Annotated in this window: 20 protein-coding genes and 1 pseudogene; 5 read left to right on the top strand and 16 right to left on the bottom strand. The window is 69.1% G+C overall.

Annotation, left to right across the window (positions count from 1 at the left end; genetic code table 11):
* Positions 1-8: 8 nt before the first annotated feature.
* The 16 genes and pseudogenes from trbJ to D7006_RS05625 all read right to left on the bottom strand — a co-directional run bounded on the left by trbJ (position 9) and on the right by D7006_RS05625 (position 15,052).
* On the bottom strand, positions 9-743 hold the full coding sequence (gene trbJ / locus D7006_RS05700) for a P-type conjugative transfer protein TrbJ (RefSeq protein WP_237355883.1): 735 nt from the start codon (positions 741-743) through the stop codon (positions 9-11).
* Entirely contained in the window at positions 740-3,169 is a 2,430-nt protein-coding gene (trbE, locus tag D7006_RS05695; protein ID WP_237355882.1) for a conjugal transfer protein TrbE, read from the bottom strand. The genes trbJ and trbE overlap by 4 nt, the downstream gene beginning before the upstream one ends.
* 12 nt (positions 3,170-3,181) lie before the next feature.
* Positions 3,182-3,454 (bottom strand): VirB3 family type IV secretion system protein, encoded by a 273-nt coding sequence (locus tag D7006_RS05690; protein WP_237353964.1) that lies wholly within the window; start codon positions 3,452-3,454, stop codon positions 3,182-3,184.
* Complete coding sequence (locus D7006_RS05685; protein ID WP_237356859.1) at positions 3,454-3,777, bottom strand: TrbC/VirB2 family protein; 324 nt, start codon at positions 3,775-3,777, stop codon at positions 3,454-3,456. Before D7006_RS05685 ends, D7006_RS05690 begins: the two co-directional genes overlap by 1 nt.
* Before the next feature lie 5 nt (positions 3,778-3,782).
* Complete coding sequence (trbB, locus tag D7006_RS05680) at positions 3,783-4,769, bottom strand: P-type conjugative transfer ATPase TrbB (protein ID WP_237353965.1); 987 nt, start codon at positions 4,767-4,769, stop codon at positions 3,783-3,785.
* 180 nt (positions 4,770-4,949) lie between these two features.
* Positions 4,950-5,463: pseudogene (locus tag D7006_RS05675) on the bottom strand (transposase); the annotation flags it as partial.
* A 255-nt stretch (positions 5,464-5,718) separates the two neighbouring features.
* Complete coding sequence (locus tag D7006_RS05670; RefSeq protein WP_229646697.1) at positions 5,719-6,480, bottom strand: thioesterase family protein; 762 nt, start codon at positions 6,478-6,480, stop codon at positions 5,719-5,721.
* Between the two features lie 62 nt (positions 6,481-6,542).
* Entirely contained in the window at positions 6,543-7,694 is a 1,152-nt protein-coding gene (locus D7006_RS05665) for a CaiB/BaiF CoA-transferase family protein (protein ID WP_229646698.1), read from the bottom strand.
* A gap of 26 nt (positions 7,695-7,720) precedes the next feature.
* The gene (locus D7006_RS05660; RefSeq protein ID WP_229646699.1) at positions 7,721-8,533 is read right to left on the bottom strand and encodes an IclR family transcriptional regulator; all 813 of its coding nucleotides are present in this window, start codon (positions 8,531-8,533) and stop codon (positions 7,721-7,723) included.
* Positions 8,534-8,623: 90 nt separating this feature from the next.
* Entirely contained in the window at positions 8,624-9,370 is a 747-nt protein-coding gene (locus D7006_RS05655) for an enoyl-CoA hydratase-related protein (protein WP_237355881.1), read from the bottom strand.
* 60 nt (positions 9,371-9,430) lie between these two features.
* The gene (locus D7006_RS05650) at positions 9,431-10,420 is read right to left on the bottom strand and encodes a nitronate monooxygenase family protein (protein WP_237355880.1); all 990 of its coding nucleotides are present in this window, start codon (positions 10,418-10,420) and stop codon (positions 9,431-9,433) included.
* Positions 10,417-11,139, bottom strand: coding sequence for an ABC transporter ATP-binding protein (locus D7006_RS05645; RefSeq protein WP_237355879.1), 723 nt, complete (start codon positions 11,137-11,139; stop codon positions 10,417-10,419). The genes D7006_RS05650 and D7006_RS05645 overlap by 4 nt, the downstream gene beginning before the upstream one ends.
* Positions 11,132-11,842, bottom strand: coding sequence for an ABC transporter ATP-binding protein (locus tag D7006_RS05640; RefSeq protein ID WP_237355878.1), 711 nt, complete (start codon positions 11,840-11,842; stop codon positions 11,132-11,134). Before D7006_RS05640 ends, D7006_RS05645 begins: the two co-directional genes overlap by 8 nt.
* Entirely contained in the window at positions 11,835-12,866 is a 1,032-nt protein-coding gene (locus D7006_RS05635; protein ID WP_237355877.1) for a branched-chain amino acid ABC transporter permease, read from the bottom strand. Before D7006_RS05635 ends, D7006_RS05640 begins: the two co-directional genes overlap by 8 nt.
* An 11-nt stretch (positions 12,867-12,877) precedes the next feature.
* Positions 12,878-13,750, bottom strand: a complete 873-nt coding sequence (locus D7006_RS05630; protein WP_237355876.1) for a branched-chain amino acid ABC transporter permease — start codon at positions 13,748-13,750, stop codon at positions 12,878-12,880.
* Between the two features lie 123 nt (positions 13,751-13,873).
* Positions 13,874-15,052, bottom strand: a complete 1,179-nt coding sequence (locus tag D7006_RS05625; protein ID WP_237355875.1) for an ABC transporter substrate-binding protein — start codon at positions 15,050-15,052, stop codon at positions 13,874-13,876.
* Between the two features lie 454 nt (positions 15,053-15,506).
* On the opposite strand from D7006_RS05625, the gene D7006_RS05620 reads away from it, so the two are divergent.
* The 5 genes from D7006_RS05620 to D7006_RS05600 are packed head-to-tail and all read left to right on the top strand — an operon-like array spanning position 15,507 to position 22,874.
* Complete coding sequence (locus D7006_RS05620) at positions 15,507-17,591, top strand: 3-hydroxyacyl-CoA dehydrogenase NAD-binding domain-containing protein (protein ID WP_237355874.1); 2,085 nt, start codon at positions 15,507-15,509, stop codon at positions 17,589-17,591.
* Positions 17,591-19,300: an AMP-binding protein gene (locus D7006_RS05615; protein ID WP_237355873.1), complete on the top strand. Its 1,710-nt coding sequence runs from the start codon at positions 17,591-17,593 to the stop codon at positions 19,298-19,300. Before D7006_RS05620 ends, D7006_RS05615 begins: the two co-directional genes overlap by 1 nt.
* Before the next feature lie 21 nt (positions 19,301-19,321).
* Positions 19,322-20,509, top strand: a complete 1,188-nt coding sequence (locus tag D7006_RS05610) for an acetyl-CoA C-acyltransferase (RefSeq protein ID WP_237355872.1) — start codon at positions 19,322-19,324, stop codon at positions 20,507-20,509.
* A 3-nt stretch (positions 20,510-20,512) separates the two neighbouring features.
* The gene (locus D7006_RS05605; protein ID WP_237355871.1) at positions 20,513-21,709 is read left to right on the top strand and encodes an acyl-CoA dehydrogenase family protein; all 1,197 of its coding nucleotides are present in this window, start codon (positions 20,513-20,515) and stop codon (positions 21,707-21,709) included.
* A gap of 10 nt (positions 21,710-21,719) precedes the next feature.
* On the top strand, positions 21,720-22,874 hold the full coding sequence (locus D7006_RS05600) for an acyl-CoA dehydrogenase family protein (RefSeq protein WP_237355870.1): 1,155 nt from the start codon (positions 21,720-21,722) through the stop codon (positions 22,872-22,874).
* The last annotated feature ends 73 nt before the right edge of the window (positions 22,875-22,947 follow it).

Here is a 22,947-nt window from a genome sequence, read left to right as displayed (position 1 = left end):
GCCCGCCCTCAGTTCCCGCGAAACATGGTGACGGCGGACGGCTGGTAGCTCGACGGGGTGGAGAAGCGCCGGTAGCGCTCCTGCCCCTCCGACACCGCGGTCGCCCGTTCAGCTTCGGACAGGGCCTGCGCCCGGCCATTGGCGGCGACCACCGCCGTGAGGTCGGAGAGTTGCTGCGCCTGGAGCGCCTGGAGCTGGTTGCCCGCCTGCATGGCTTGCAGCGCGCCGGTTGCCGCCTGGCTTTGGCCCGCCAGCGTCGAAGCCTGGGTGCGGCTGCTGTCGAGATTGCCGACGACACCCGCTTGCACCCGCAACGCATCCTGGAGGCCGGCGACCGTGGTCTCCCAGCGGCCCTTCGCTTGGGTGACGAGGACGGCGTCCGAGGCGCTCAGGGAGACCGAGCCGTACTGACCCTGGAAGGCCCGATCGATGGCACCGACGTCATAGGCGATCTTCTGCGCCTGCCCGAGCAGTTGCTGCGTGCGCTGGGCCGACTGCTGGAGCGCGCTGAGAGAGGAGTATGGCAGGCTCGCGAGGTTGCGGGCCTGGTTGATCAGCATCTGCGCTTCGTTTTGCAGCGAGGTGATCTGGTTGGTGACCTGCTGCAGGGCGCGAGCCGCCTGAAGGAGGTTCTGGGCATAGTTGGAAGGGTCGTAGACCACATATTGCGCGGCCGCCGGAGCCAGCGAGTACGCGAGGAGCGGCGCGGCCAGAAGTACCGCCCGCAATGAGCTGCGGATCATGGGCGTGTCTCCAGATTGTCGAGGGTGGGAATGAGGTCGGCGGCCCAGCCGAGGCCGCGATGGTGCAGCCAGGCGGCGAGGAAGCCGCCGCGCCCCTGCTCGGCAAAGATCTGCGAGAGCGCGGCCTGGTCGGTCTTGGACGAAGTGGCGCACAGGGCCAGAGCCACCTGCGACAGGCCGAGCTCGAACAGGCGGTTGCCGCGCCGGGACTGGCAGTAATAGTCCCGCTTGGGTGTTGCCCGGGCGAGGATCTCGATCTGCCGGTCGTTGAGGCCGAAGCGCCGGTAGATGGCCGTGATCTGGGGCTCCACCGCCCGCTCGTTGGGGAGCAGTAGCCGCGTCTGGCAGCTTTCTATGATGGCGGGGGCGATGGCGGAGCCGTCGATATCCGAGAGGGACTGGGTGGCGAAGACGACGCTGGCGTTCTTCTTACGAAGGGTCTTCAGCCATTCCCGGAGCTGCCCGGTGAAGCCCGGATCATCGAGCGCCAGCCATCCCTCGTCGATGATGAGGAGGGTGGGCGATCCGTCCAGCCGGTCCTCGATGCGGTGGAAGAGATAGGAGAGCACCGCCGGCGCCGCGCTAGTGCCGATCAGCCCCTCGGTCTCGAAGGCCTGGACGGACGCCTGCCCCAGATGCTCCGCCTCGGCATCGAGCAGGCGGCCATGGGCGCCGCCGATGCAATAGGGCCGCAGGGCCTGCTTTAGCGCATTGGACTGGAAAAGGACGGCGAGGCCGGTCAGCGTGCGCTCTTCAACGGGCGCGGAAGCGAGCGACGAAAGCGCCGACCAGATATGTTCCTTCACCTCCGGGGTGATCGAGATGCCTTCCCGGGTGAGGATCGCCGCGATCCAGTCCGCCGCCCAGCTGCGCTCGGAAAGCTCATCGACGCGGGCGAGCGGCTGGAGCGCGGTGCTATCCTCCGCGAGGCTTCCACCGAGATCGTGCCAGTCGCCACCCATGGCGAGGGCCGCCGCTCGGATGCTGCCGCCGAAGTCGAAGGCGAACACCTGGGATCCGGCATAGCGCCGGAACTGCAGGGCCATGAGCGCCAGCAGCACGGACTTGCCGGCACCGGTCGGTCCCACTACCAGCGTATGGCCCACGTCTCCCACATGGAGCGAGAAGCGGAACGGGGTGGAGCCCTCCGTCTTGCCATAGAACAGCGGGGGTGCCGCAAAATGCCCGTCCTGCTCGTCTCCGGCCCACACGGCCGAGAGCGGGATCATGTGCGCGAGGTTGAGGGTGGAGACGGGGGGCTGGCGGACATTGGCGTAGACATGCCCCGGCAGGCTGCCGAGCCAGGCGTCCACTACGTTGATGGTCTCGACCATGGCGGTGAAGTCCCGGCCCTGGATCACCTTCTCCACGGCCCGGAGCTTCTCGTCGGCGACGCGGGGATCAGCATCCCAGACGGTCACCGTGGCGGTGACATAGGCAATGCCGGCATGGTCGGCGCCGAGCTCCTGTAGGGCGAGGTCGGCGTCCTCCGCCTTGTTGGCGGCATCCGAATCCACCAGCACCGAAGCTTCGTTGGTCATCACCTCCTTGAGGATGGCGGCGATGGACTTGCGTTTGGCGAACCACTGCCTGCGGATTTTCGTGAGCAGCCGGGTCGCGTCGGTCTTATCGAGGAGGATGGCCCGGGTCGACCACCGATAGGGGAAGGCCAGCCGGTTGAGGTCGTCGAGGATCCCAGGTGTCGTCGCCGTCGGGAAGCCGACGATGGTGAGGACACGCAAGTGCTCCGCGCCCAACATAGGCTCCAGCCCGCCGGTGAGCGGCTGGTCGGCGAGGAGCGCGTCGACATACATAGGCGTCTCGGGGATACGGACCCGCTGGCGCCGTGTCGAGACACAGCCGTGCAGATAGGTCAGGGTCTCGGCGTCATCGAGCCAACGGCACTCCGGCATGAAGGCTTCGACCAGCCGGAGCACCCGGTCTGTCCGATCCACGAAGCCATCCAATGCTTCGCGGGGATCGACACCCTCGCGCCCACGCCCCTCATAGAGCCAGCTCTCCGCCCGTGCGGCATCCTCCGCCGGGGGCAGCCAACAGAAGGTGAGGAAATAGCTGGATTCGAAATGGCTGCCGGCCTCGGCGAAGCCCGCCTTGCGCTCGGCCTCCACCAGCGCGGAGGCGGGATCGGGGAAGAGGCTCTCGGGATAGGCGCCCGCCTCGTGCCGCTGGGCTTCCACGAACAGTGCCCAGCCGGAGCCGAGACGACGGAAGGCACTGTTGAGGCGACCTGCCACCGCCCCCAGCTCAGCAGGCACCGCGGAATCGAGGTCCGGCCCGCGGAAGCGCGCCGTGCGCTGGAAGCTGCCGTCCTTGTTGATGACGATGCCCGGGCCAACGAGGGCCGCCCACGGCAAATAGTCCGCGAGCCGGCTCCCGTGTCGACGATACTCGGCGAGGTTCATCATGGTGCGCCCCACTCAGACCGACAGATGGGAGGGGATGCGCAGATGCCGGCGCACCACGTCGACGAAGAGCGGATCGCGCTTGGCGGCCCAGACGGCGGCGAGATGGCCGACGGCCCAAAGGGCGAGGCCGACGAGCCAGAGCCTCAGCCCCAGCCCGATGGCGCCGGCGAGGGTGCCGTTGAAGATCGCGATCGCCCGCGGCGCGCCGCCGAGCAGGATCGGCTCGCTGAGCGCCCGATGGACCGGGACGGAGAAGCCCGGCACCTCGCCGACATCGCCCGCCATCAGACGAGCGCTCCGCCGCTGAAGGAGAAGAAGGACAGGAAGAAGCTGGAAGCGGCGAAGGCGATGGAGAGGCCGAACACGATCTGGATCAGCCGCCGGAACCCGCCCGAGGTGTCGCCGAAAGCCAGCGCGAGGCCGGTCGAGATGATGATGATCACCGCGATGATCTTGGCGACCGGCCCCTGGATGGAGTCCAGGATCGACTGCAAGGGCGTCTCCCAGGGCATGGAAGAGCCGGAGGCGTGGGCAGCCGACACCGCGCAGGCGAAGGCGAGAGCTGCAGCGGCGGTTCGCAGCAAGCGGCGATGGCGGACAACGAGCATCGAGGTCACGGGGAGGCTCCTTCTTCTGCAGGAGGGATAGCGGGAGAGACCCGGTAGTCGCCGTCGGGGCCGAGCCCTTCGACGCGGGCGAGCTCCGTGAGCCGGCGCGCCGCGCCTCGGCCGGACAGCACGGCGATGAGGTCGATGGTCTCGGCGATCAAAGCGCGCGGCACGGTGACCACGGCTTCCTGGATGAGCTGCTCCAGCCGTCGCAGGGTGCCTATGGCACTACCGGCGTGGATGGTGCCGATGCCGCCGGGGTGACCCGTCCCCCACGCCTTCAGGAGGTCCAGGGCCTCCGCGCCGCGCACCTCGCCGATGGGGATGCGGTCGGGTCTCAGACGGAGCGACGAGCGCACGAGGTCGGAGAGCGAAGCGACGCCGTCCTTGGTGCGCATGGCCACCAGATTGGCCGCGGCGCACTGGAGCTCGCGCGTGTCCTCGATCAGGATGACCCGCTCGGAGGTCCTGGCCACCTCGGCGAGGAGGGCATTGGTGAGGGTGGTCTTGCCGGTGGAGGTGCCGCCGGCCACAAGGATGTTAGCACGGGAGACAACACCGTGACGGAGAGCCTCTGCCTGCGGCGCAGACATGATGCCGGCGGCCACATAATCGTCGAGCGTGAAGACCGCAACGGCGGGCTTGCGGATGGCGAAGGCCGGAGCTGCGACGACAGGCGGGAGCAGGCCTTCGAAGCGCTCACCGGTCCCAGGAAGCTCGGCGGAGAGCCGCGGGGCACCGGCATGGACCTCGGCGCCGATATGGTGCGCGACGAGGCGGATGATGCGCTCGCCGTCACCGGGGGCCAGTCGCTCACCGGTGGCGCCGAGCCCGTTGGACAGGCGGTCGACCCAGAGGCATCCGTCCGGGTTGAGCATGACCTCGACGACGGCTGGGTCATCGAGAAGGCGGGAGATCACCGGGCCGAGCGCAGTACGCAGCATGCGCACGCCGCGCATCAGGCCTTCTAAACTGTGATCTGAACCCGCCATATCATCCCCGCCCTGGCCGGGAGCGACGCAGGGGCTTCCCGGACGGGGATGATTAAAGAAGGGGGAATTGGGGGAGATTCAACAAGAGAACGCGGGCATCGCAGCGTGGCGCGCGATCGCCTGAAATCGGCGTGACGTTCGTCCTCGTGACCTTAGACCCTTTTCTCCTCCGGTTCAGGAGAGCCGGCGCAGCTTCTTGTGGTTCATGACGATGCCCTGGCGCCTCAGCATGACGTGAATCCGCCGGTAGCCGAACCGGCGGCGCTCGCCGGCCACGACCTTCATGGCCTCGCGCAAGCCTGCATCGTCGGGACGGACGCTCCGATAGCGCATACTGGTGCGATCGACGCTCAGGGCCTTGCACGCCCGACGCTGGCTCACCCCGTGCTCCGCACAGGCGTGGGCCACGGCTTTACGCCTCGCATCGGGCGTCACCATTTTTTGCGGCGACATCCTTCAGGATGGCGTTGTCCAGCATCTGCTCGGCGAGCAGCTTCTTCAGGCAGGCGTTCTCATCTTCGAGCGCCTTCAGCCGGCGGGCATCGGACACGTCCATGCCGCCATACCTCGCCTTGAACTTGTAGAAGGTGGCCGAGGAGATGCCGTGCTTGCGGCAAACGTCAGCAGTCTTCGCGCCATCCTCATCGACATCCGACGGGCCGAAAGCGCCTGAAACAAAAAAAGGCCCAGGCAACTGCCGGAGCCTCCTCTCGTTCCACACAGCCTGTTCGGCCGCCCCTTTCTTCGTACTCCCTTGCCTCGTAAGCGGAGCCCTTCCCCACCTTTCGCCGGTGAGGTTGAGGCGGTGATGTTCCGAGCCTGGAGGGCTTGGGTATATCGCGATTTCAGAGCTTACGTTTAATTCGAGCGCCGAAGAGCCGGTCCGACGCGCTGGCCATCAAGCTTAGTAAAGCCGCGAATCTATCCGCCGAATGGGGCCAACTCACTGTCAGAACGGCAGCAGAACAACGCCCATGGCGGCATGCCCGAACGTACCGTCGAGATCAACCAGGTCGCCGAAGCCGATGCCAATACCGGTCTTTTGCCATCGCGTCACCGGACGAACTCCTATCCATTCCCCACGCGGCTCACGGGTGAAGTGGATGGCGAGGTCGGTGTTGGGGTAGCCCGCAACTGGTGCTGGTCCCGGCAAGCCAGGACGGGCCATGCCGTGCAAGGTATCGGCGGGAGCAATAGCCGCGAGGAAGGCGGATGCCATTGGTATCACCGGCATGGTCCACCGGAACCAAACGCCGCCGTCTTCGGCCAAACGTGGATCCAGCACGTCCAGAAGCCAGGATTCGCCGTGGCTCACCCCAACATTGCGACGGGGTAAGTCCTGTGGATCTCTATCAGGTGGGGCTGGGTCGGAGGCATAGTCGGCTTCAAGTGTCGAAATCCGGGTTTCTCCCGCGAAGGTCATCGTGCAGCGTGCGGTAACCACACCGTCGACCTCCAGGTGCGCATCGAATAACGCGGTGCGGCGGCCCACCCGCACCGGCTGCACCCTTACCTGAAGCACGCTCCCCAACGGGGTTGGCCGAAGGAAGTCCGTGCGCACCGCAAGGGGCCGCAAACCTTCCGGCGCGGCCTTCTCCATCTCGGCCATCATCGCGGTTGTCACTATGCCGCCATGAACGCCGTCGAACGGACCGCGGGCAAAGCACCCCGCCCACCAGACGCCGTCACCAAGGTTCTCCAAAACGCTCATGGCCCGCTTACTATCGGGTGCGGTGTGGCGTGGCATTGCAGCTCCTTCTGTTTCGCTTCTATTCAATCGTGCCCCAGCGACGGCGGCATCGTACGAATCGGGAGGCGGTGTCCGTCGAAGCGATAAGGAGGAGCCAGGATAGACCTCAGCGCGCTATCGGCCGCGGCGTGCACCACCATGCCGGTGGACCGCGTCCGGTCCGATGTCAGAGCCTCGTGAAGGCCGAGAACCTCGCCGGCGGGAATGCCTTCCGCGCGCAGCTTCGCCAGCAGGTCCCCTCGGCTGTGACGGAGCAGCTCGGAGCCGATCTGCGGCAGCAGCGCCGCCCGGTTGCGCGAGCGTTCGAGATTGGTGGCGAAGCGCGGATCCTCCGCCAGCTCCGGCCGGCCGATCACCGCCGTGCAGAACCGCCGGAACTGGGCATTGTTGCCCACGGTGATGACGAGTGGCCCATCCGCCGCCTCGAACACGCCGTAAGGCACGATGGAGGGATGGGCATTGCCGTAGCGCGGCGGGTCCTTGCCCTGCACCAGCGCCTCCAGCCCGTAATAGGAGGTGATGGCGAGGCCGCAGTCGAACAGCGCTAGCTCCACCTGCCGGCCCTTGCCGGTGCGGGTGCGCTGGTAGAGCGCGGCAAGCACCGCCTGCGCGGCATACTGGCCGGTGAACAGGTCCACCGCCGCCACCCCGAACTTCAGCGGCGGCTGCCCGGCCTCCCCGTTCAGCGCCATCAGTCCGGCCTCGCCCTGCACCAGCAGGTCGTATCCCGGGCGCGTCGCCTCCGGCCCGCTGGAGCCGTAGCCGGTGATGGAGCAGTAGATGAGGCCCGGATTCTCCGCGCTGAGCGCCTCGTAGCCGAGGCCGAGGCGGTCGGCGCCGCCGGTCTTGAAGTTCTCGACCAGCACGTCACTCTCGCGCGCCATGGCCTTGACCCGGGCGAGGCCCTCCGGCGTCGAGAGGTCGATGCCGACCGACGTCTTGTTGCGGTTCACAGCGTCGAAATAGGAGGTGTTGGTGGCGCCGGTTCGCAGGCCCCAGTCGCGGGTGTCGTCGCCGCGCTCGGGGTGCTCCACCTTCACCACCTCCGCCCCGAGATCCCCCAGCACCTGTGCGCACCAAGGCCCGGCAAGGATGCGCGACAGGTCGAGCACGCGCACGCCGGCGAGCGGCAGATCGTCGGCCAGCCCATGGGCGGCGGGATTGGTTTCACTCATCGACGCAAGCTCCAGTTGGCACGCGGTCAGGCCCCCATCACCCCATCGAGCCCGCGCACCATTTCCACGAGCCGCGGGCGCACCTCGTCGAGCAGGAACTGGGGGGCGGTGATGACGGTGGGGGCGCCACAATTGATGGCCATGGGCGGCAGGCCGCGCCCCGGCCGGAAGCCGACGGCGATGGCGCTGACGCTCTCCTGCCACTCGCCGAACGAGCAGCAGCAGCCGAGCGTGGCGTGATCCTCGATCGCCTTCTCGAGAGTCTCCCGCACCTTGGGCCAGGCGAGCGGATCGAGCATGCGCAGCTCCTCGAACAGGGGCGCGCGCTCGGCCGGCGTCAGGGCGGCGATGAAGGCACGGCCGATGGACGAGCGCACCATGGACATGCGCACCCCCACCTCGATGTTGAGCGAGATGGCCGCTGGCCCGCGCATGCACTCCACGTAGCGCATGGAGAGACGGTCGCGCACCGCGAGGCCCACCGTTCCGTTGGAGAAGTTCGCCAGCTCGCGCATGGCGGGCCGCGCGATCTGGCGGACGTCGAGACCGCCCAGCGCCACCGTGCTCAGCGCCATCAGCTGGGTGCCGAGGCGATACTTGCCCACCTCCTCCACGTAATGGAGGTAGCCGAGCTTGGTGAGGGTGTAGGTGAGCCGCGAGACGGTGGAGCGGGGCAGCTTGCAGCGCTCGGTGATCTCGTGGTTGGCGAGGAAGGTCTCGCCGCGCTTGAAGCAGGCCAGCACCTCCAGCCCGCGCGCGAGAGCCGTCACGAAGTGGCGGTCGTCCTTGCCGTCGCCATCGGCGTCGAGATCTTGGGCGGCGTTTTCGGTCTGTCGCATGGTGCTGCTCTCGATGGCATCCGGACACTGCGGCGAGAGGCCCGGACCAACGCCATTATCGGGGATTCGCGGCCGGACGCGTCGCTGGCCCTACTTTCTGAAGAAAGCGGCGAACGCCACCTGCGCGGCCGGCTCCAGCCGCAGGGTGTGGAAGTGCTCGGCCTCCAGCGCCAGCGCATCCGCCACCGGGCCTGCGGTGGCCGCGCGCAGGAGGCGCTTGGTGGTGGCGAGCGAGCGCGGCGGTAGCGCCGCCAGCGCCTGCGCCTTCTCGAGCGCGAGGCCGAGCGCACCACTTTCCGCCGTCACGGCATTGACGATGCCGGCCTCCGCCGCCACCTCGGCGCCGAACACCTCGCCGAGCAGCAGTAGCTCGCTCGCGCGCTTCGATCCGGCGATGCGGGGCAGCAGGTAGCTCGAAGCCCCCTCCGGGCACAGGCCCAGATTGACGAACGGTAGGCGGAAGCGGGCTCCGGCGCCGGCATAGGCGAGATCGAAATGCAGCAGCATGGTGGTGCCGATGCCCACCGCGAACCCCTCCACCGCCGCCACCGCCGGCTTGAGAAAGGCGCTGAGGGCGTTGAGGAAGGTGAGGCCGGCGCTCGGCTCGCCCGCGTTGGAGGTGTCCTGGAAATCGGCGAGGTCGTTGCCGGCGGTGAAGCAGTTGCCGGCGCCGGTCAGCACCACCACGCGCACCGACTCAGCCTCACCGGCGGCGGCGAAGGCATCACCCAGCGCCTTGTAGGTGGCGCGGTCCAGCGCGTTGCGGCGCTCGGGCCGGGACATGGTGAGAAGGCGCACGCCGGGGTGCGGATCGGTGACGATGAGGCTCTGCGTCATGGCGGCGGCTCCTGATCCTTCTGGCGCTCCCCGGGGCGGGGGGCGGTACGGTGTCGGCATTCAGGCGGTAAAGCCCGCCGCATCAACGGCGAGGCGGGCGAGGGCGTCGGCATATTCGCGGGCGAGGCCGGCGACCACCTCGGCCACCAGCGGCGCATCGGCGATGGTGCCCACCCCCTGCCCCGCGCCCCACACGTCGCGCCACGCCTTTACCTTGCCGGAGCTGAAGCTCATGGCGGTCTTGTCGGCGTGGGGCAGGTTGTCCGGGTCGAGGCCCGAGGCGACCACGGAGGGCTTCAGGTAATTGCCCGGCACGCCGGTGAAGAAGGGCGAATAGAGGATGTCGGCCGCCTGCGCGTCGGCGATCATCTCCTTGTAGGGCGGCACCGCGCGGGATTCCACCGTGGCGATGAAGCGCGTGCCCATGTAGGCGAAGTCCGCCCCCAGCGCCTGCGCGGCGAGGATCGCCTCCCCGGTGGTGATGGCGCCGGCGAGCGCCACCGGCCCGTCGTAGAAGCGGCGCACCTCGCCCAGCAGCGCGAACGGGCTCAGCGTGCCGGCATGGCCGCCGGCCCCCGCGCACACCAGGATGAGGCCATCCACCCCCGCCTCCAGCGCCTTTTCCGCGTGGCGCACCGTGGTGACGTCGTGGAACACCACGCCGCCATAGGAATGGGCCTGCCGCACCACGTCGCCGGGCGCGCGCAGGGAGGTGATGATGAGCGGCACCTCATGGGCGACGCAGGTCTCCATGTCGCGCTCCAGCCGGTCGTTGGAGGCGTGGACGATCTGGTTCACCGCGAACGGGGCGATGCGCCGGGTGGGGTCGGCGGCGCGCGCCGCGGCGAGCTCGGCCTTGATGCGGGTGAGCCATCCATCCAGCGTGTCCGGCGCGCGGGCATTCAGCGCGGGAAAGGCGCCGACCACGCCGGCGAGGCATTCGGCGATGACCAACTCCGGTCCTGACAGGATGAACATGGGCGAGGCGATCACCGGCAGCGCGAGCGTGCCGCGGAACGCCGGCGGAAGACGATCTGACGGCGCGATCATCGGCCGGCCCCTTCCTTCGCGCCCTCGCGGGCGAAATAGAGATCATGCAGCCGGTCGAGATCGAGCCCTTCCGCCTTCTCGGACAGGATCACCTTGCCCGAGCGCATGAGGTGCACGTCGTCCGCCACCGAGAGGGCGACGCGGGTGTTCTGCTCGATCAGGACGATGGTGGTGCCCTCGCCCTTCAGCCGGCGGATGATGTCGAACACCTCGTTGACGATCACCGGGGCGAGGCCCAGCGACGGCTCGTCGATGAGCAGGATGCGCGGCTTGGCCATCAGCCCGCGGCCCATGGCCACCATCTGCGCCTCGCCGCCGGAGAGCGAGCCGGCGAGCTGGTGCCGGCGCTCCTTCAGGCGCGGGAAGAAGGCGTACATGCGCTCCAGGTTGGCGGAAAGATCGCCCCGGCAGCGCTCGGGATAGGCGCCGAGGCAGAGGTTCTCCTCCACCGACATGTCGCGGAACACGAGGCGCCCTTCCGGCACCATCACCAGCCCCTGGACCGCGAGGTCCCACGTCTTGCCCTTCAGCGGCGCGCCATCCATCAGGATCTCGCCGCTAAAGGGCAGAAGCCCGGTGAGGGTGCGCAGCAGCGTGGTCTTGCCGGCGCCGTTGGGGCCGACGATGGCGGTGAGCGCGCCAGCGCGGAACGTGAGGTTCACGTCCCACAGCACGGTGATGGCGCCGTAGCCGGAGGAGAGGTTGCGCGTCTCAAGCATGGGCGGTCCCCGTGTAGCTCTCCACCACGGCCGGATTGTTGAACACCTCGGCCGGCGTGCCATCGGCGATGAGCTGGCCGAAGTTGAGCACCACCGCCCGCGTGCACAGGCCCGAGATGGTCTCGATGTCGTGCTCGACGATGACGATGGTGAGGCCGAACAGCGCGTGCAGTTCCTTCAGCTTCAGCATGAAGGAGCGCTTCGCGTTGCTCTCGAGGCCGGCCAGCACCTCGTCCAGCAGCAGCAGCTTCGGCTCGGTGGCGAGCGCCTTGGCGATCTCCAGCCGTTTCAGCTCCTGCAGAGCCAAAGCGGTGGCGGCGTCGGCATCGGCCTTGTGGGACAGCTCCATCACCGCGAGGATCTCGTCGATCCGCTTCTCGTCGTACCGCCCGGCGCCGAACACCTGCGCCACCGCGAGATTCTCGCGCACGGTCAGATGGTGCATGGGCTGGGGGATCTGGAAGGTGCGCCCGATGCCCGCCCGCGCCCTTTTGTGCAGCGGCAGGGAGGTGACTTCCCGCCCGTTGAAGCTGATCCGCCCGCGCGCCTTCACGAGGCCGGAGATGGAGTTGAACAGGGTGGTCTTGCCCGCCCCGTTCGGCCCCACGAGGCCGAGGATCTCGCCTTGCGCGATGCGGAACGAGATGCCGGACAGGGCGGTGAGGCCGCCGAAGCGGACGGTGACGGCGTCGAGCTCAAGCATGGCCCTTCTCCGCGTTCGAGAGGCCGCGGCCGGCGAGGCGCGGCAGGAAGCGGGCGACGAGGCCGGACAGCCCGTTGGGCGCCAGCAGCACCATGATGGCGAGCACGATGCCGAGCAGGATCTGGTGGCCCACCGGAATGAGGCTTTTCGCGATCACCTGGTCGAACAGATAGATCACCACCGCGCCGAAGATGGGCCCCAGCACGCTGCGATAGCCGCCGAACACCGCGGCGATGATGGGCATGACGCTCCAGATGCCGGAGAAGGCATAGTCCGGCTCCAGGAAGCCGATGATGTGGGCGTTCAGCGCGCCGAACACCCCGGCGATGAAGGCGGAAAGCAGCAGCATCCAGGTCTTCAGCACCGTGGCGTTGACGCCCACCACGCGGGTGGCGTCCTCGCTGTCGGCGATGGCGCGCAAGGCGGTGCCCACATGGCTGCGCCTGAGCGCCATGTAGACCAGCGCGAACACCACCACGCAGGCGAGCACCAGCACGTAGCTGCCGGCCCGGTCCGCGAGGTTGAAGCCGAGCACCGTCGGCAGGCCGGGATAGCGCTGCAGGCCGGCCGCGCCGCCGGTGAGCCAGTCGAGCTCGGTGGCGAGGATGCGGAAAATCTGCGCATAGGCGAGGATGGCGAGGGCGAAGTACGGCCCGGAGAGCCGCAGCGCCGGCAGCATGGCCAGCGAGAACACCGTGGCGATCAGCCCGCCCAGCGGGATGGCGAGCAGCACCGGCACGCCGAGCTTGCCGGCCAGCAGCGCCGAGCCATAGGCGCCCACCCCGAAGAAGGCGGCGTGGCCGAACGAGACCATGCCGCCGAGATTGCCCAGCAGCGCCCACGACAGGGCAAGGCCGGCGAGAATCAGCGCCGAGATCAGCAGGCCCAGCATGTAGGGGCTGGCGCCCGCCACCAGCGGCAGCAGCGCCAGCGCGAGGAGGCCCGCGCCGATGAGCGCGCCGCGCCCCCGCTGCGATGCGGCTGCGGGCGCGGCCTGCGCGGATGCGTTGGAAGTGACCGGCATGGCTTCGCCTTTCAGCCGCGACGGGCGCGCGCGCCGAACAGGCCGTTCGGCATCAGGAACAGGACGAGCAGGAACAGCACCATTCCGGCGAGCTCCTGCAGGGCGGACGAGGCGAGCGTCACGGTCAGCGCCTCGGTGACGCCGAGCAGCACCGCGCCCAGGAACACGCCGGGGATGGAGCCGACGCCCGCCAGCACGGTGATGATGAAGGCCTTCACCGTCAGCGCGTGCCCGGTGGCCGGCTGCACCACGCTCATGGTGTAGAGCGCGACGCCGGCGAACGAGGCGAGCGCGCCCGCCACCAGGAAGGACACGGTCTCGATGCGGGTGGGGTTGATGCCCATCAGCTTGGCGGCGCCGCGATTGGAGGAGACGGCGCGCACCGCGCGGCCGTACCAGCTGGACTTCAGCCACCACCACAGCGCGCCCATCAGCACCAGCGAGAGCACGAAGGCGATGATCTCGCTGCGCATGGCGAACAGGTCGCCCAGCGACACCGCATCCTGCAGGAAGGGCGAGGCGGTGGTGCGCACGTCGCTGGCGAACACCAGCAGGATGGCGTTGGTGAGGATGATGCCGATGGCGAAGGTGAGGATGAGCGAGTTCAGCTCGCGGTGGTCCTTGATGCGGTCCACCAGCAGGAACAGCACGAAGCTCGCCGCCGCCACCACCACCAGCGCGAGCGGGATGGCGAAATAGGGATCGAGCCCTGTCCGCGATTCCACCAGATAGGCCATGTAGGCGGCGAGCAGCACCAGCTCGCCATGGGCGAGGTTGATGATGCGCATGGCGCCGAAGGCGAGGGCGAGGCCGAGGGCCACCAGCGCATAGACGCTGCCGATGAGCACGCCGGAGAACAGCGCCTGCAGGATGAGTTCGGTCATGTCACCTCGGATGGGGCAAGGCGGGCGGTACAGAGCGGCGGTGAGGAGCAGGCCGGGGTCGGGGCACCGGCAGGATGCGGCCCGCCGGCGCCGGTGCCGGCGGGCCGCGATGTCAGCCTCGCCTCACCACGGCAGGGCGGGATAGGCGATCTCGCCCGTGGCGGCCGACTTCGGCGACACCAGCACGATCTTGCCGTCGCGGTGCTGGCCCATGGAGAGCGCGAAGTTGGGGTTGTCGCCGGTCTCGTCGAACTGGATGCGGCCGAGCAGGCTGTTGCGGTCGGTCTTGCGCATCTCGGCGGCAAGCCCGCCCTTGTCCAGCGTGCCCGCCTCGGCGGCGCGGACGATGGCCTCGCACAGCGCCATGGTCTCCACGAAGCTCAGGGTGGAGAGATACTCGATCTCTTTATTGTACGACTGCTTGTAGATCTCCGAGAACTTGCGCCCCTCCTCGTCCTTCACTTCCACCGGGAACGGCAGGAAGGAGGTGCCGACCACGTTGTTCATCAGGTCGGGGAACTCGGTGTACATCTTCGGAGTGGCGAGGGACCAGGTGCCGACGATCAGCTTCACGTTGGGCTTCAGCACCTTGGCGGCGCGGATGATGCCCACGTAGTCGTTCTCGTAGGCCGACATCATGATGATGTCCGGCTTGTCCTGCAGCTTGATCTTGTTGATGATCGGCTTGAAATCCGTGATCGCCGGATCGAACTTGTGCACCGTCACGGCGATGCCCTTGGCGGCGAGGTCCTTCTCCAGCCCCTCGGCGAGCAGCGCGGGCGCCTCCTTGGTGGAGGCGACGATGGACACCTTCGCGGGCTTCAGGTCGCCGATGAGGGTGGCGATGCCGCGCTCGTAGCCGGCATTGTTGTTGATGCGGAAGAAGGTCTTCAGCCCGCGCTTGGTCAGCTCGTCGGAGACGGCGCCGGCGGTGATGTAGACCTTGCCGAGCTTGTCGGAGGCGTCGGACGCCGGGCCGATGATGTTGGAGCCGTAGCCGCCGATCAGCGCCACCGCGCCGTCGGACGACAGCTTCTCCACCGCCGAGACCGCCTTGGCCGGAGTGCTCTCGTCGTCGATGAGGTCCACCTTCACCTGGAACTTGGGCGAGGCGGCGTTGCACATCTTCACCGCCACCTGCATGCCTTCGGTGAAGGCTTGGCCGGAGCGAGCAAGCGAGCCGGTGAGCGGCATGTGCGCGCCAATGGTGAAGGTCTTCGGCGCGTCCTGGGCCTCGGTGGCGGTTGCCGCCACGGTGAGGCTGAACACCAGCGCCGCCGACACGATTGTCCTGCCGACCATGTATGTCCTCCCTGAGCGTTTCTGACGCCGGGGCGGCCGATCTCTCGGCGTGGCTGCCCGGCGGGCGCAGACGTATCCGCGACCGGAGCGGCACAAGCCGTCCGCCACGTGACCGCTGCTGCGGTGATCCGGCGGAGAGGGCATGTGCGGGAGGTGTAGCGGCCGCCGCCGCGGACTCGGTGCGGACGGCAAAGACCTCCCCTTCTGCGCAGCCTCTCCGCGTTCTGACCCCGCCACGCGACCGGCGCCCGGGGCTGGAGGATGAATGCCACGCACCGCCGCCACGTGTCAATTGTGCAGTCATCAGTTCTGCATAATGGAACAAGCTATCCAAGACGCTTATCTGGCGCCGCTGACGATTCGAACTGTCTGCTTGACAAGATCTGCTCTGCAAGGCACGTCTTCAGAAAATTGCAGACGGCAATTCTGCATAGCAGAACACAAGGGAGACAACATGGCTCCGGTCCGCACCGAGGTCTCGAACGGCGTCGCCGTGCTCGTCATCGACAATCCGCCGGTCAATGCGCTCGGCGCGGCGGTCCGGGGCGCCATCGCCGAGGGCATCGCGGCCGCCGCCGCCGATCCGGCCGTCAAGGCCGTCGTGCTGGCTGCCGCCGGCAAAGTGTTCGTGGCCGGCGCCGACATCTCCGAGTTCGGCAAGCCCCCCGTTCCCCCTGCCCTGCCGGACATGCTGGCCGCCATCGAGGACTGCCCGAAGCCGGTGGTCGCCGCCGTCAACGGCATGGCGCTCGGCGGCGGGCTGGAGCTCGCCCTCGCCTGCCATGCCCGGGTGGTGGCGCCCGGCGCGCGGCTGGGCCTGCCCGAGATCAAGCTCGGCATCATTCCCGGCGCCGGCGGCACCCAGCGGCTGCCGCGCCTCATCGGCGCCACACCGGCCTTCGGCATGATGCTTTCGGGCGATCCGGTGACGGCGCAGAAGGCGCTCGCCCTCGGCCTTGCCGACGCCATCTCGGACGGCGACCTCCTGGCCGCCGCCATCGATCGCGCGCTCGGCCTCGCCGCCGCCGGCACCTGGCCCCGGGCAAGCGAGCGTGCCGACAAACTCACCAGCGATGACCGTGCTGTCTTCGAGGCCGCCGCCACCGACGCACGGAAGCGTTCCGCCCGCATCCCCAACGTGCCGGCGCTGATCGATGCCGTGCGCGGCGTGTTCGAGCGGCCGTTCGCCGAGGGCCTCGCCGCCGAGCGGGCGCATTTCAAGGCGCTGGTGGCGGACCCGAGCTCCAAGGCCCTGCGCCACGTCTTCTTCGCCGAGCGGGAGGCCGCGCGCACCCCCGGCATCGGCAAGGAGGTGAAGGCCCGGCCCATCGCCTCTGCGGCGGTCGTCGGCGCCGGCACCATGGGCGGCGGCATCGCCATGTGCTTCGCCCAGGCCGGCATCCCGGTGACGCTCATCGAGGTGAAGGCCGAGGCGCTCGACGTGGGCATGGAGCGCATCCGCGCCAATTACGCCACCTCGGTGAAGCGCGGCTCGCTCTCGCAGGAGGCGATGGACGCGCGCATGGCGCTCATCACTCCCAAGGTGGGCCTCGAGGCGGCGGCTGATGCCGACATCGTGGTGGAGGCCGCGTTCGAGGACATGGGCGTCAAGGCAGAGATCTTCGGCACCCTCGATCGGGTGACGAAGCCCGGCACCATCCTCGCCACCAACACCTCCTACCTCGACGTGGACGCCATCGCCGCCACCACCAGCCGGCCGCAGGATGTGGTGGGCCTGCATTTCTTCAGCCCCGCCAACGTGATGCGCCTGCTGGAAGTGGTGCGCGGGGAACAGACGGCGCCCGACGTGCTGGTGACCGGCCTCGATCTCGGCCGCAAGCTCGGCAAGCTGCCGGTGGTGGTGGGCGTGTGCTACGGCTTCGTCGGCAACCGCATTCTGGCGCGCCGCACCGAGGCGGCCGAGCGCCTGCTCCTCGCCGGCGCCCTGCCCCACGAGGTGGATGCGGCGGTGACCGACTTCGGCTTCCGCATGGGCCCGTTCGCCATGGCGGACCTCGCCGGCATCGACATCGGCTGGCGCGCCCGCAAGGCGGCCGGCGACAAGGCGGTGAAGGCCCCGGTGGCGGATGCGCTGGCCGAGCAGGGCCGGTTCGGCCAGAAGACCGGGCGCGGCTTCTATCTCTATCCCGAGGGTGCCCGCGCGGGCACCCGCGATCCAGAGACGGAGGCGCTGATCGCCGCGCTCTCCGCCGAGCGCGGCATCGCCCGCCGCAGCTTCACCATCGAGGAGATCCAGGCGCGCCTGTTCTACCCGATGGTCAACGAGGGCGCGAAGATCCTGGAGGAGGGCATCGCCGCCCGTTCCGGCGACATCGATGTCATCTGGCTCAACGGCTACAACTGGCCGTCCTTCACCGGCGGGCCCATGCACTGGGCCGAGGGCGTGGGCCTTGCCCGCATCGTCGCCGGCCTCGAGGAGATGGCCACCGAGACCGGTGACGACAGCCTGAAGCCGGCGGCGCTGCTGAGGCGCCTCGCGGCCGGGCCCGGCACGTTCGCGGCGGCGGAGGCGGCGTGATGGCGCAAGGCCACTCCCCTGCGCCGTCTCACGCGCCGGGTGGCGAGGCGCCGCCCTGGCAGGCGCATTTTCCGGACGTGTGCGACTGGTCCGCGCCGCTGGAGATCACCACCCTGCCGGACCTGCTCGCCGCCGGTGTAGCAGCCGGAGCAGAACGGCCCGCGTTCGATTTCCGCGACGCGAAGATCAGCTACGCCGCGCTCGGCCGCCTCGTGGAGCGCCTCGCCAGCGGGCTGGCGCAGGACGGGGTGCGGCGCGGCGACAACATCGCCCTGCTGCTGCCCAACACGCCTTGGCACCCCATCACCTTCTTCGCGCTGGCACGGCTCGGGGCGCGGGTGGTGCACATCAGCGCGCTCGATGCCCGGCGCGAGATCATCCACAAGCTGAAGGCCACCGGCGCGCGCCGCATCATCACCACCAACCTGCCCGGCTTCCTGCCGGGCGCGCTGGAGATGCTGGACACCGGCGTGGTGGACGAGGTGCTGGTGGGCGACGACGTCATGTGGGGCGCCGGCGAGACCGCGCCGCTGCCCCTGCCCGCGCGGCCGGGCGTGCGCCCCCTCGCCCGCCTGTTCAGCGATGCTCCGCTCCACGCGCCACTGCCCTCGGCGGACGATATCGCGGTGCTGCAGTTCACCGGCGGAACCACCGGCCTGCCCAAGGCCGCCATGCTCAGCCACGGCAACCTCACCTCGGCGGTGAGCATGTATCGCCTGTGGCGCGACGGCGGCCGCCCGCTGGTGGCCGGCACCGAGAAGGTGGTGGCGGTGCTGCCGCTGTTCCACATCTATGCGCTCACCACCGTGCTGCTGCGCCACCTGCGCGACGGCAACGAGATCCTTTTGCGCCAGCGGTTCGACGTGGAGCGGCTGATCCGTGACGTGAGCGAGCTGAAGGCCAGCCAGTTCTCCGGCGTGCCCACCATGTGGGTGGCGCTGCTCAACCGGCCGGGCGTGGAGGCGGTGGACTTCTCCCCGCTGAAGTCCTGCGTCTCCGGCGGCGCGCCGCTGCCGTTCGAGGTGCAGGCGCGCATCGAGGCCATCATCGGCACCCAGCTCAACAACGGCTGGGGCATGACGGAGACCGGCCCAGCCGGCTCGCGGGTGCCCTTTCGGGTGCCGCGCCGGCTCGGCCTCATCGGCATTCCCTTGCCCGGCCTTGCCCTGCGGATCGTCGCCATGGACGCGCCGGGCGAGGCGCTGCCCCCCGGCGAGGTGGGCGAGATCGCCATTCGCGGGCCCAACGTGTTCAAGGGCTATCTCGGCGACGAGGCGGCCACCGCCGCCGCCTTCCACGACGGCTGGTTCCTCACCGGCGACATGGGGCGCATGGACGAGAGCGGCCTGTTCGAGATCGTCGACCGCCGCAAGAACATGATCATCTCGTCGGGCTTCAACGTCTATCCGGCGGCGGTGGAGAGCGCGATCTACGAGCATCCGGCGGTGGAGGAAGTGATCGTCATCGGCGTGCCCGATGCCTATCGCGGCCAGTCCGCCAAGGCCTACGTGAAGCTGAAGGCCGGGGCCGAGCCCTTCACCCTCGACGCGCTCACCGACTTCCTCGCCGACCGGCTCGGCCGCCACGAGATGCCCCGCGCGCTGGAATTCCGCGCCGAGCTGCCGCGCAGCCCCGTCGGCAAGCTCCTGCCCAAGGTGCTGATGGCGGAAGTGGCCGCGGCCGCCGGCGAAGCCCCCGAAACACACTGAAGACCAGAACGAGGAAGCCCAATGGCTGATGCCGTCATCGTCTCCACCGCGCGCACGCCCATCGGCAAGGCGCAGCGCGGCGCGCTCAACATCACCAAGGGCGCCGACATGGCCGCCCACGCCATCCGCCACGCCCTTGCCCGCGGCAAGGTGGACCCCGCCGAGGTGGAGGAGGTCGTGATGGGCTGCGGCTATCCGGAAGGCGCCACCGGCGGCAACGTCGCCCGCCACGGGGCGCTGGTGGCCGGCATTCCGGTGACCGCGACCGGCGTCACGGTCAGCCGCTTCTGCGCCTCGGGGCTGGAGGCGGTGGCCCATGCGGCGCGGCGCATCGCGTTCGACGGCGTGCCGGTGGCGGTGGCCGGCGGCGTGGAATCCATCTCGCTGGTGCAGCCGGTGAACCGCGAGCTGTTCCGCAACGACTGGCTGATGGCGCACAAGCCGGACATCTACGTCACCATGATCGAGACCGGCGACAACGTCGCCCGGCGCTACGGCATCACCCGCGCGGCGCAGGACGCCTTCTCCCTCGAGAGCCAGCAGCGCACCGCCCGGGCCCAGCAGGCCGGCCTGTTCGACACCGAGATCGTGCCCATCACCGTCGAGAAGGCGGTGACCGACAAGGAGACCGGCGAGACCCGGCGCGAGAGCGTCACCCTTTCCCGCGACGAGGGCAACCGCGCCGACACCACGCTGGAGGGCCTCGCCAAGCTGAAGCCGGTGCGCGGCGAGGACGAGTTCGTCACTGCCGGCAATGCCTCGCAGCTCTCGGACGGCGCCTCCGCGAGCGTGCTCATGTCGTCCACCGAGGCGGCGCGGCGGGGGGCGCAGGTGCTCGGCATCTTCCGCGGCTATGCCACCGCCGGCTGCGAGCCGGACGAGATGGGCATCGGCCCGGTCTTCGCCGTGCCGCGCCTTCTGGAGCGCAACGGGCTGAAGGTGTCCGACATCGGCCTGTGGGAGCTGAACGAGGCGTTCGCCTCCCAGTCGCTCTATTGCCGCGACACGCTGGGCATCGACCCGGAGATCTGCAACGTCAACGGCGGCGCCATCTCGGTGGGCCATCCGTTCGGCATGAGCGGGGCGCGCCTCGTCGGCCACGCGGTGCTGGAGGGGCGCCGGCGCGGCGTGCGCTATGCGGTCGTCACGATGTGCATCGCCGGCGGCATGGGTGCCGCGGGCCTCATCGAAATCAATCCGGAGGCCTGATCCATGGACCTGCGCTTCACCCCCGAAGAAATCGCCTTCCGCGAGGAGGTCCGCACCTTCTTCCGCACCGCCATCCCGGCCGAGATCCGCACCAAGGTGTCGGAGGGCCGCAAGCTGGCGCGCGAGGACTACGTGACCTCCCAGCGCATCCTGAACGACAAGGGCTGGGCCGTGCCCCACTGGCCGGTGGAGCATGGCGGCCAGCCGTGGAGCGCGGTTCAGCGCTACATCTTCATGGAAGAGCTGATGCAGGCGGCGGTGCCGCTGCCGCTGCAGTTCAACTGCTTCATGGTGGGCCCGGTGATCGCCACGTTCGGCAGCGAGGAGCAGAAGCGCCGCTTCCTGCCGCGCATCAAGAGCCTGGAGGACTGGTGGTGCCAAGGCTTCTCCGAGCCCGGCGCCGGCTCGGACCTCGCCTCGCTGAAGACCCGCGCGGTGCGCGAGGGCGACCATTACATCATCGACGGCCAGAAGACCTGGACCACGCTCGGCCAGTATGCCGACTGGATGTTCTGCCTCGCCCGCACCGACCCCAACGCCAAGAAGCAGGCTGGCATCTCCTTCATCCTCATCGACATGAAGAGCCCCGGCGTCACCGTGCGGCCCATCATCACCATCGACGGCCGGCACGAGGTGAACGAGGTGTTCCTCGACGCCGTGAAGGTGCCGGTGGAGAATCTGGTTGGCGAGGAGAACAAGGGCTGGGACTATGCCAAGTTCCTGCTCGCCAACGAGCGCACCGGCATCGCCCGCATCGGCATGTCGAAGGAGCGCATCGCCCGCATCAAGCGCCTCGCCCGCACCACCCCGGCCGGCGCCGGCACCATGTGGGACGACATCGATTTCCGCTCCCGCCTCGCGAGCGTGGAGATCGAGCTGAAGGCGCTGGAGATCACCCAGATGCGCGTGGTGGCGGCGCAGGCGACGCGCGATCCCACCAAGCCCGATCCCGCCTCCTCCATCCTGAAGATCAAGGGCTCCGAGCTGCAGCAGGCCACCACCGAGCTGCTGCTGGAGCTGGCCGGCCCGCAGGCCCTGCCCGCCCTGCGCGACGGCGCCGGCGACAATGATGCCGAGGCCCTGTTCGCCTGGGCGGACGCGGCGGCGCCGGTCTATTTCAACCACCGCAAGGTGTCCATCTACGGCGGATCCAATGAGATCCAGCACAATGTGATCGCCAAGGCGATCCTCGGCCTGTGAGGAGGGCTCCATGGATTTCGACCTGACCGACGAGCAGTCGCTCCTCAAGGATACCGTCCGGCGCTGGGCGGCCGACACCTATCCCGGCATCGAGCAGCTGGCCTCGGCCCGCGCCGAGCCGCTCGGCTTTCCGAAGGCGCGGTGGGTGGAGCTGGCGGAGCTGGGCCTGCTCGGCCTGCCGTTCGCGGAAGAAGATGGCGGCTTCGGCGGCGGCCCGGTGGAAACGCTGGTGGTGATGGAGGCCCTCGGCCGCGCGCTGGCGCCCGAGCCCTACCTCGCCAGCGTCATCCTCGGCGGCAGCGCCGTACGCCTCGCCGGCAGCCCGGCCCAGCGCGCCGCGCTGCTGCCCGGCCTGATGGACGGCACCGCCGGCCTCGCCTTCGCCCATTCCGAGGTGCAGGCGCGCTACGACCTGAATGACGTCGCCACCGCCGCCCGCGCCGTGGACGGCGGCTTCCGCCTCGACGGCCGCAAGAGCGTGGTGCAGAACGCCGATGCCGCCGCGACCCTCGTGGTCAGCGCCCGCACCGCCGGCGACCGGCGCGATGCGGCCGGCATCACCCTGTTCCTTGTGCCGGTGGATGCGGCGGGCGTCAGCCTCATCGCCTATCCCACCCAGGACGGCGGGCGCGCGGCGGACGTGATCCTCTCCGACGTGTTCATCCCCGCCGACGCGATGCTGGGCCCGGAGGGCGAGGGGCTGGCCATCGTCGAGCGCGTGACGGAAGGTGCCATCGCCTCCGTGTGCGCCGAGACGGTGGGCCTGATGGAGGCGCTGCACGAGCTGACGGTGGAATACCTGAAGACGCGCAAGCAGTTCGGCGTCGCCATCGGCTCGTTCCAGGCGCTGCAGCACCAGGCGGTGGACATGTTCGTCGCGCTGGAGCAGGCCCGCTCCATGGCGCTCTATGCCGCCATGATGGTGGAGGCGGAGGACGCGGCCGAGCGCGCCGTCGCCCTCTCCGCCGCCAAGGTGCAGATCAACCGCGCTGCCCGCTTCGTGGGCCAGACGGCGGTGCAGCTGCACGGCGGCATCGGCATGACCATGGAATATATCGGCGCCCACCACTTCCGCCGCCTCGCCATGATCGAGCTGATGTTCGGCGACACCGCCTATCACCAGCGGCGGGTCACCCTCGCCGGCGGCCTCGTCGGGATAGGTTGAAGGTTCTCCTTGGGTGTAAGGGCGCGGCCGGTTTAGGCGCCCCCGCGGTCCACGGGAACAGAGTCAGAGGGGC

The organism is Xanthobacter sp. YC-JY1 (assembly GCF_021730305.1).
Lineage (GTDB): Bacteria > Pseudomonadota > Alphaproteobacteria > Rhizobiales > Xanthobacteraceae > Xanthobacter > Xanthobacter flavus.
This window is presented reverse-complemented; position numbering and strand designations above follow the sequence as displayed.

Excerpts from the sequence above, each read along its gene's own strand:
- D7006_RS05690 (WP_237353964.1), bottom strand. The coding sequence starts at position 3,454 with ATGGCGGGCGATGTCGGCGAGGTGCCGGGCTTCTCCGTCCCGGTCCAT.
- trbE (WP_237355882.1), bottom strand. The coding sequence starts at position 3,169 with ATGATGAACCTCGCCGAGTATCGTCGACACGGGAGCCGGCTCGCGGAC.
- D7006_RS05685 (WP_237356859.1), bottom strand. The coding sequence starts at position 3,777 with ATGCTCGTTGTCCGCCATCGCCGCTTGCTGCGAACCGCCGCTGCAGCT.
- D7006_RS05600 (WP_237355870.1), top strand. The coding sequence starts at position 21,720 with ATGGATTTCGACCTGACCGACGAGCAGTCGCTCCTCAAGGATACCGTC.
- D7006_RS05655 (WP_237355881.1), bottom strand. The coding sequence starts at position 9,370 with ATGACGCAGAGCCTCATCGTCACCGATCCGCACCCCGGCGTGCGCCTT.
- D7006_RS05610 (WP_237355872.1), top strand. The coding sequence starts at position 19,322 with ATGGCTGATGCCGTCATCGTCTCCACCGCGCGCACGCCCATCGGCAAG.
- D7006_RS05670 (WP_229646697.1), bottom strand. The coding sequence starts at position 6,480 with ATGAGCGTTTTGGAGAACCTTGGTGACGGCGTCTGGTGGGCGGGGTGC.
- D7006_RS05645 (WP_237355879.1), bottom strand. The coding sequence starts at position 11,139 with ATGCTTGAGACGCGCAACCTCTCCTCCGGCTACGGCGCCATCACCGTG.
- D7006_RS05640 (WP_237355878.1), bottom strand. The coding sequence starts at position 11,842 with ATGCTTGAGCTCGACGCCGTCACCGTCCGCTTCGGCGGCCTCACCGCC.
- D7006_RS05615 (WP_237355873.1), top strand. The coding sequence starts at position 17,591 with ATGGCGCAAGGCCACTCCCCTGCGCCGTCTCACGCGCCGGGTGGCGAG.
- D7006_RS05630 (WP_237355876.1), bottom strand. The coding sequence starts at position 13,750 with ATGACCGAACTCATCCTGCAGGCGCTGTTCTCCGGCGTGCTCATCGGC.
- D7006_RS05620 (WP_237355874.1), top strand. The coding sequence starts at position 15,507 with ATGGCTCCGGTCCGCACCGAGGTCTCGAACGGCGTCGCCGTGCTCGTC.
- D7006_RS05665 (WP_229646698.1), bottom strand. The coding sequence starts at position 7,694 with ATGAGTGAAACCAATCCCGCCGCCCATGGGCTGGCCGACGATCTGCCG.
- D7006_RS05625 (WP_237355875.1), bottom strand. The coding sequence starts at position 15,052 with ATGGTCGGCAGGACAATCGTGTCGGCGGCGCTGGTGTTCAGCCTCACC.
- D7006_RS05605 (WP_237355871.1), top strand. The coding sequence starts at position 20,513 with ATGGACCTGCGCTTCACCCCCGAAGAAATCGCCTTCCGCGAGGAGGTC.
- trbB (WP_237353965.1), bottom strand. The coding sequence starts at position 4,769 with ATGGCGGGTTCAGATCACAGTTTAGAAGGCCTGATGCGCGGCGTGCGC.
- D7006_RS05660 (WP_229646699.1), bottom strand. The coding sequence starts at position 8,533 with ATGCGACAGACCGAAAACGCCGCCCAAGATCTCGACGCCGATGGCGAC.
- trbJ (WP_237355883.1), bottom strand. The coding sequence starts at position 743 with ATGATCCGCAGCTCATTGCGGGCGGTACTTCTGGCCGCGCCGCTCCTC.
- D7006_RS05635 (WP_237355877.1), bottom strand. The coding sequence starts at position 12,866 with ATGCCGGTCACTTCCAACGCATCCGCGCAGGCCGCGCCCGCAGCCGCA.
- D7006_RS05650 (WP_237355880.1), bottom strand. The coding sequence starts at position 10,420 with ATGATCGCGCCGTCAGATCGTCTTCCGCCGGCGTTCCGCGGCACGCTC.